The following is a 7967-nucleotide window of genomic DNA, read 5'->3' on the forward strand; positions in this document are numbered from 1 at the left end:
CACGCCCTTCACGGGCGCCTGCTGGGAAAACTGCTTGACGCCATTGGCGTCGACCCAGCCGTAAACCTCGGCCGCGGCGGCAGTCATCGGCAGGCATATCGCCAGCAGCAAGATTCGAAGCATGTTCATGGCCCGAGTCTAGGCAAGCGCCGCTGGCACAACAATCAACGACGCCAGACGGCTCGATTTGCCGGAACAGCGCCGGTGCATTCCAGGTCACATGCCGGATGGCCGGGGCTTGCCCCCGTATGCCGGGGTCCGTACAGTCGTTTCCATACTTCAACGTACGGGATAAACGAATTTAGATGCCGATGTCGAATCAGAAATCGCCGGGCGCACGCGGCAGCGATGCCGTGAAGTCCAGTCTCAGTGTTGAAGCCTGGGCCGAGGCGGCGCTCGATGCGCTGGCCACCGGCGGGCTCGATGCCGTGGCGGTGGAGCCGCTGGCGCGCCGGCTCGGCGTCACCAAGGGCAGCTTCTACTGGCATTTCCCGAGCCGCGAAGCCCTGCTGCGTGAAGCGCTGAAGCTCTGGGAGCGGCACGAAACCATCGATGCCCGCGCCGGTGTCGAGGAAATGACCGATCCCTACGAGCGCATCGTCCGTCTGTTCAAGCAGGCCAACTCCAGCTACAAGGCCGGCCGGCTGTATCTGGCGCTGGCAGCGGCCAGCGACGATCCGGCGGTCGGCGAAGTGGTCAAGCGGGTGTCGGCGAATCGGTTGAACTACCTGAACCAGTGCTACCGGGCGCTGGGCCTGTCCGAACTCGATGCGCGGCTGTGGTCGACATTCGCCTACGCCACTTTCATCGGCAACCAGCAGGTGCATCGCGATACGCCGGAGCAGTTTCCGGTCGACGAAGATTTCCGTGCCTACTTCAAGCTGATGCTGAAGACGCTGGTGCCGCGGCCGGGCGGGCCAGTCGACGGCGAGGCTTGAAAGCAGGGCTTCTGTCTGGCGTGCGGCGCGAGCACACTACTGCGTCCGGCTGCGAGCCGGACCAATAGATAAGCCGATTCAATCGGCCACGATGACCGCCGGTGCCCAGGGAGCCTAGCCATGTCCATCCGTCTCGCCCGTATTGCTCAAGCCGTTTTTCTCGCTGCTGCCGCGCTGATCTCAATTCCGGCCGTACAGGCCGCGAAGTTCGGTGATGTCTCGGTATTTGCACAGGTGCCGATTCCCAACGGCTTTCCCGAAGGCATCGCGGTTCGCGGCAAGCGTGTCTACGTTGCGGGCCCGGCAACGCTCGGCACCGTGCTCAATGGCAAGCCATCGCGAGTGTTCGAGTACGACCTTGCCAACGGCAAGCTGCTGCGCACGCTGGAAACCGAGGGCGAAACCGTGTTCGGTGCCGAACACGCCAATTCCTGCCTGACCTTCGACGGCGCCGGCCGTCTGTACGTACTGAACAACCAGCTCGGCACGTTGCGTTTCGATCTGGCTACCGAGGTGCAGGCAAACTACACGCCTCCATACCCGGACCTTCGTGCCTGTTCGATTCTCAGCGGCAAGCCCTGCTCGCCAACGCCGGTGAATCTGCCTGCGCTACCGAACGATCTGGCTTTTGACGACGCCGGCAACCTGTATGTCACCGATTCCCTGCAGGCGACGATCTGGAAAGTGCCGGCCGGCGGTGGCAAGCCTCAGATCTGGTTCCAGGATTCGCGGCTGGCCTCGGCCTATGTCGGCGTCAACGGCCTGCGTCTGTCGCCGAACCGCAAGCGCATCTTCTTCACCGTGACGCTGGACCTGCTCGGCCTCGGCCATGTTTACAGCCTGCCGTTGGTTGCCAGCCCAAAGAAGACGGATCTCGTTGAATTCCATCGCTACTACGCCGGCGCTCCGGATGGCATCGCCTTCGGCGCCAGCGGCAAACTCTACGTCGTGCTGGCGCTACCGGGCTCCAACGGCATCTCGATCCTGAATCCGGATGGCACTGAATCAACCCGTATCGGCAATCCGCTGCTGACGCCGCTGGCGCCCTTCGATTCGCCGGCCAATCTGGCTTTCGACGGCCTCGGTAATGCGCTGGTCACCAATCACGCCTTCGCGACCGGTCTGTTGCTGCCGGACCATTTCCAGGTGTTGAAGGTGGTCGTCAATGACACCGCGTCGCCGCTCGCCGGGCCGATCGTTCCTTGAACTCAGCGAGCCTACTGCTGCAGACCCTGGGTGCTTCGCCGTCCGGCCGCCGACGCTTCGAGCTGCTGCAGGCGATCGCCGCAACCGGCTCGATCCTGCAGGCCGCGAAAGCGGTGGGCATGAGCTACAAGGGCGCCTGGGATGCGATCGATGCACTGAACAACGGCGCTGATGAAGCGCTGGTCCATCGCGTCGCGGGCGGCAAACGCGGTGGCGGCACCCAGCTGACCGAACGCGGTCACGAGCTGCTGGCGCTGTACGAAAAGCTGCGCACCGAGCAGAACCAGTTGGTTGCGCGCATCGAACGCGAGCACGCCAATGCCAGCCGCGATCTGCCGGTACTCGGCCGGCTGACGATGCTCAGCAGTGCGCGCAATCAACTGGCGGGAAGAGTCGTCGAAATCCAGACCGGCGCGGTCAACGATCAGATCAGTCTCGAACTGGGCGGCGGTGGCCGGATCGTCGCCACGATTACCCGCGAAAGCACCAAACTGCTGCAGCTCAAGCGCGGCACGCCGCTGACCGCGCTGATCAAGGCACCTTGGATCATGCTCGCCGCCGTCACTGCCACGCCGCTGGCCTGCTCGGCAGCAAACCGGCTGGAAGGCGTGATCCGCCGCATCAAGCGCGGCGCGGTCAGCGCCGAAGTGGTACTCGAATTGCCGGGCGGACAGACGCTCGCTGCCGTCGTCACCGAAGACAGCATCGAAACGCTCGGCCTGCGCCGCGGACAGCCGGTGATCGCGCTGTTCAATGCCTCCAGCGTCATTCTCGTAAGACTCGACTGATCGGCTTTCAGTCGCATATTGTCCCGTAGCCGTTATTCGCTATAAAGTTAAAACGCTTTAATACTAATAACGTCTGGGGAATTTCATGGTTTCAGTTTTGCACCGGCTCGGGATGGCCGGTCTTGCGCTTGCGTTCGCGTTCGGCACGGCAGCAGTTGCCGATGAAACCTCTACCCCTGCGGCCAGCGCCGCCGAAGCCACGCCGGTATTCGATCTCGGCGTTGTCGAAGTCATCGCCAAGCGGCCGCTGGCGGCGGCGATGGTCGAGAAGATCGACGCGACCACGCTGCGCGAGTACCAGCGCGACGATCTGTCGACGGCCCTCGATCTGCTGCCTGGTGTCGCAATCCAGAACGTCGGCCAGCGCCGTGAACGGCTGATTTCGGTGCGCGGCTTTTCGAGCCGCCAAGTCCCTTTGTTCATCGACGGCGTGCCGGTCTATGTGCCGTACGACGGTAATGTCGATCTGTCGCGTTTCGGCGTCGACTACGTTTCCGAGATCGTGGTCAGCAAGGGCCTGGCGTCGCTGCTGTACGGGCCGAACGTGTTGGGCGGCGCGATCAACGTGATCAGCCGCCGGCCGACGCAACCGTTCGAAACCTCGCTGCGCTACACCTCCGAAACCGGCGATAGCAACGACACGCTGCAGACGCGCGTGGTCGGCTCGATCGGCGGCATCCGCGGCAACTGGTACGGCCACGCCACCGCGTCTTACGTCAACGCCGAGGGCTACAGCCTGCCCGACAGCTTCAAGCCGACCGCCAACGAGGACGGCGGCGCCCGCAACAATGCCGAGAGCCGCGATCTGGTGGTCAGCGCCAAGCTCGGCTACGTCGCCGACAGCGGCGACGAATACGCGCTGAGCTATTACCGGCAGGACGGTGAAAAGAACGTGCCGCCGTACGCCGGCAGCGCGACGGGTGTGCAGGCCCGCTTCTGGCGCTGGCCCTACTGGGACAAGCAGAGCCTCTACTTCACCGCGCGCAACGAATTGGGCAGCCAGGCGACCGTGCGCTGGCGCGCCTATTACGATCAGTTCAAGAACGCGCTCGATTCGTATGACGACGCGACCTACACCACATTCCGCCGTCCGTATGCGTTCAAGGGCAGCGAGTACGACGACTACACGGTCGGCGGCAACGGTGATTTCGAATGGCGCTGGGATCCGCGCAATGCCACGCGTGTAGCGCTGCACCTGAAGCAGGATGTCCACCGCGAGGTCGACGCCATCAATTCGCCGAGCGAGCGCTCGTAAGATTTGTCGTATGCGCTGGCGATCGAACATGTCTACCGCGTGACCGACACCGTGACCGTCACGCCGGGCTACTCGTACACCGTGCAGGACGGCCAGGAAGCCGATAACGCGGTCAACGGCGTGCTGGTGCCGTTCGACACCAGCCGCGCCGATGCCCACAACGGCCAACTGGTCGTGAATTGGGCCGCCACCGACAACGGTACCTTGACTGCCGGCGTCAGCCGCAAGACCCGTTTCCCGACGATCAAGGATCGCTTTTCGTTCCGTCTCGGCGCAGCGATCCCGAACCCGGCCTTGGGGCCGGAAGCAGCGCTGCAGTACGAACTGGACTGGACCCAGCGCTGGAACAAGGTCGAGCTGCGTGCGGCGCTGTTCCAGTCCGATCTCGATGATGCGATCGAGAACGTCACCGTCGACCGCAGCCTGTGCACCGCGCCGAATCCGACCTGCTTCCAGCAGCGCAACGTCGGCAAGCAGCGCAACCGCGGCGGCGAACTGGCACTTGGCTGGGCACCGACGGCGCAATGGAAGTTCGATGCCCAGGCCAGCCTGCTCGATCGTGACAACCGCAGCAGCCCGGCCATCCGCCCGATCAACACGCCGGAGCAGAAGTACCGCCTCGCCGCCAGATGGCAGCCGCAGCGCATGCTGAGTCTGCGCGCCGATCTGCAGCACGAAACCAAGCGCTACAGCACGACGGACAGCAAGCGCGTCGCCGAGCAGTTCACCATCGTCAACAGCTTCGTCCGCCTCGAACCAGTGCCGAAACTCGGCTTCGAGTTCGGCGTGCGCAATCTGTTCGACGAGCTGTACGCATACGAGGAAGGTTTCTTCGAGGCTGGCCGCACCTGGCTGGCGCAGGTCGACTACCGCTATTGATCGCCATGAAAACCACGCCGATGCGCCTGTCCTGCTTCAGCCTGCTGCTTGCTGCCGGCCTGACCTCGCCGGTGTTCGCCGGAGATCCCTGCATGGATTTCAAATGGAACGTCGCCGCCGAGCGTGCGCTGTTCTCGGGTGATGCGAAGGCGCTGGCGGTGGGCGCTTCGGCTGCAGCGGCGCCGCTGATCGAGACCAGCCAGCTTTATCAGTTGGCGCTCGCCGAGCAGTCTCAGGTGGTGTTCGCGGCAACACCAGGCAAGAAGATGCTGGCCGATGGTGTGTCGGCGGGGCTGGTCCGTTTCAAGTCCGGCATTGCGGGGGCTTATCGGGTCTCGCTGAGCCACGGCATCTGGATCGACGTGATCGCCAGCGGCAAGGCGATCGCGTCAAGCGATTTCGGCGGCGCGCCCGGTTGCGAAAGGCCGCGCAAGGTCGTGCTCTATCAGTTGCCGGCGAACACCGAGCTGCTACTGCAGTTCAGCGGCGCTGCCGATGCGGACGTGCGAGTCGCGATCACGGCTGTGCCGCCGACGCCCTGAAGACGGATGCGCTGCCTTTTGGCTTGGGCAGCGCTGCTGCTGGCGTTCGCTGCAGTTCCGGCTTCTGTGGTACAGGTGATCCAGCCCTTCGATGATCCTCGCGATCCGCCGAGCTGGCGTCCGCTGACGGACGCCGAGCAGGCGCTGCACGAGCTGGGCCTGACCGTGTTCAACACCAGCTGGCGTCCGGCCGGTGCGGCGCGCGCCGAGCGGATCGACGGGCTGGGGCCGGTGTTCAACGCCGCAAGCTGTGATGCCTGCCACAGCAACGGCGCCCGCGCCCGGACGGCGGTCGAGCCCGGCCTGATCCCGGTTTCGATGGTGGTCCAGCTCGGTGGCCCCGACGGCAAGGCAGCCGATCCTTCTTATGGCCATGTGCTGAACACCGCGGCGATCGACAGCTATCAGCCGGAGGCACAGATACGCCTGAGCTATACCGAGCGGCGTGGCCGGTATCCGGATGGCCAGCCGTGGTCATTGCGGGTGCCGACGTACCGTTTCGAGGAGATGCGGCTAGGCCCGCTGCGAAACGACACGGTCATCAAGCCGCGACTGGCGCCGGCGCTGTTCGGCAGCGGCCTGCTCGATGCCGTGCCAGTCGCTGGTGACAGCGCGACTGGCCGTTTCGGCTGGCAGGGCAATGTGCCCTCGCTGGCCGCGCAGACGGCGCAGGCATTCGCGCAGGACATGGGGCTGACCTCGGCGGACTTTGCACAGGACGACTGCGGAGCGGCGGATACCCGCTGCCGCGCGGCCGAGTCCGGCGGCGAGCCAGAAGTTTCGGATGAGTTTCTGGCGGCCGTCATCGCCTATCAACGGTTACTAGCAATGCCAGAGTCGCCGGCACTGGAACAGCCATATGAGAAAGCCGGACTCGCGCTGTTCGAACGGCATGGCTGCGCAAACTGTCATCGCAACAGCCTGCCGGTCAGCGGCATCGAAGGGCTTGCCAGCATCGCGCCGTATACCGATCTGCGCCGCCATGATCTTGGCCCGGGACTGGCCGATCGCAGCGTGTCCGGCAAGGTTCAGCCGTCGCGCTGGCGCACCGCGCCGCTGTGGGGGCTGGGCCACGCAGTACGTCGGCCGCCTTATGCGCTGCTGCATGACGGTCGCGCGCGCAGCATCGAAGAAGCCGTGCTTTGGCATGACGGCGAAGCGGCATCAGCCCGTCGACGTTTTGAACGCAGCACGGTTGCCGAACGCAACCGCCTGCTGGACTGGCTTTCAGCGCGCTGAGCCCCGAAGCTAGCGAACGATTCCACTCGCGAGCGCTACGGCATGGACAACCAGATACTCATCGGCAAAGGCGCGGACGCAGACAGCGCACAGCAATGGTTGCTGGCGAAGTACGGCAACCGTCATGGCCTGATTGCTGGCGCCACCGGCACCGGCAAGACTGTGACCCTGCAAAGCCTCTGCGAAGGGTTCTCCGATCTCGGCGTACCGGTGTTCGCCGCCGATATCAAGGGCGATCTGTCCGGTCTGGCGATGGCCGGCGAGATCAAGCCGAAGCTGGTCGAGCGTGCCGCCCAGGTCGGCCTCGCCAATTACGTGCCGACCATCTACCCGGTGGTGTTCTGGGACGTGTTCGGGACCCAGGGCCATCCGCTGCGCGGCACGATTTCCGACATGGGGCCGCTGTTGCTGGCGCGGCTGTTGAATCTTTCCGACGTCCAGGAAGCGGTGCTGCAACTGGTGTTCAAGTTCTGCGACGACAACGGCCTGCTGCTGCTTGATCTGAAGGATCTGAAAGCGGCGCTCAATCATGTTACCGAGAACGCCAAGACGCTGGGCTCGGATTACGGCCTGATCTCCAAAGCCTCGATTGGTGCCATTCAGCGCGGGCTGATCGCGCTTGAAGCCGACGGTGCCGAAAGCTTCTTCGGCGAGCCGGCGCTCGACCTCGAAGACCTGATGCGCCAGGACATGACTGGCCGCGGCGTCGTCAACATCCTCGCCGCCGATGTCCTCTACCAGAAGCCGGCGCTGTATTCGACGTTCCTGCTCTGGCTGTTGTCCGAACTGTTCGAGCGCCTGCCGGAAGCCGGTGACCTCGACAAGCCGAAGCTGGTGTTCTTCTTCGATGAAGCCCACCTGCTGTTCACCGATGCGCCGAAAGCGCTGGTCCAGAAAGTCGAGCAGGTAGTGCGGCTGATCCGCTCGAAAGGCGTCGGCGTCTACTTCGTCACCCAGAACCCGCTGGACTTGCCCGATGCCGTGCTCGGCCAGTTGGGCAATCGCGTGCAGCACGCGCTGCGTGCGTTCACACCGCGCGACCAGAAGGCAGTCAAGGCAGCCGCCGAAACCTTCCGCGCCAACCCGAAGCTCGATGTCTCCGAAGCGATTCAGCAGCTCG

Annotated in this window: 9 protein-coding genes; 8 read left to right on the forward strand and 1 reads right to left on the reverse strand. The window is 64.3% G+C overall.

Annotated elements, in window-relative coordinates; all coding sequences use genetic code 11:
* Nucleotides 1-129: DUF4124 domain-containing protein (locus QZY06_RS22170; RefSeq protein WP_367275589.1), on the reverse strand; the 129-nt coding region annotated here is incomplete at its 3' end.
* 182 nt (nucleotides 130-311) lie between these two features.
* Here QZY06_RS22170 and QZY06_RS07900 point away from each other — a divergent pair.
* The 8 genes from QZY06_RS07900 to QZY06_RS07935 all read left to right on the forward strand — a co-directional run.
* The gene (locus QZY06_RS07900) at nucleotides 312-938 is read left to right on the forward strand and encodes a TetR/AcrR family transcriptional regulator (RefSeq protein ID WP_051144391.1); all 627 of its coding nucleotides are present in this window, start codon (nucleotides 312-314) and stop codon (nucleotides 936-938) included.
* Nucleotides 939-1058: 120 nt separating this feature from the next.
* A complete protein-coding gene (locus QZY06_RS07905; RefSeq protein ID WP_295682562.1) occupies nucleotides 1059-2144 on the forward strand; it encodes an SMP-30/gluconolactonase/LRE family protein in 1086 nt (361 codons plus the stop codon).
* Nucleotides 2141-2932 (forward strand): TOBE domain-containing protein, encoded by a 792-nt coding sequence (locus QZY06_RS07910; RefSeq protein WP_295682564.1) that lies wholly within the window; start codon nucleotides 2141-2143, stop codon nucleotides 2930-2932. Before QZY06_RS07905 ends, QZY06_RS07910 begins: the two co-directional genes overlap by 4 nt.
* A 112-nt stretch (nucleotides 2933-3044) precedes the next feature.
* On the forward strand, nucleotides 3045-4187 hold the full coding sequence (locus QZY06_RS07915; RefSeq protein ID WP_295682565.1) for a TonB-dependent siderophore receptor: 1143 nt from the start codon (nucleotides 3045-3047) through the stop codon (nucleotides 4185-4187).
* A 3-nt stretch (nucleotides 4188-4190) separates the two neighbouring features.
* Complete coding sequence (locus QZY06_RS07920; protein ID WP_295682567.1) at nucleotides 4191-5066, forward strand: TonB-dependent receptor; 876 nt, start codon at nucleotides 4191-4193, stop codon at nucleotides 5064-5066.
* A 5-nt stretch (nucleotides 5067-5071) separates the two neighbouring features.
* Nucleotides 5072-5608 carry a hypothetical protein gene (locus tag QZY06_RS07925; RefSeq protein WP_295682570.1) on the forward strand — a complete coding sequence of 179 codons (537 nt, stop codon included), beginning with the start codon at nucleotides 5072-5074 and terminating at the stop codon, nucleotides 5606-5608.
* Between the two features lie 18 nt (nucleotides 5609-5626).
* Nucleotides 5627-6847 (forward strand): di-heme oxidoredictase family protein, encoded by a 1221-nt coding sequence (locus QZY06_RS07930; protein WP_295682573.1) that lies wholly within the window; start codon nucleotides 5627-5629, stop codon nucleotides 6845-6847.
* A gap of 42 nt (nucleotides 6848-6889) precedes the next feature.
* On the forward strand, nucleotides 6890-7967 hold a 1078-nt coding region (locus tag QZY06_RS07935), incomplete at its 3' end, for a helicase HerA-like domain-containing protein (RefSeq protein WP_295682574.1).

The sequence above is a fragment of the uncultured Nevskia sp. genome, from assembly GCF_903885465.1.
In the GTDB taxonomy this organism is placed as follows: domain Bacteria; phylum Pseudomonadota; class Gammaproteobacteria; order Nevskiales; family Nevskiaceae; genus Nevskia.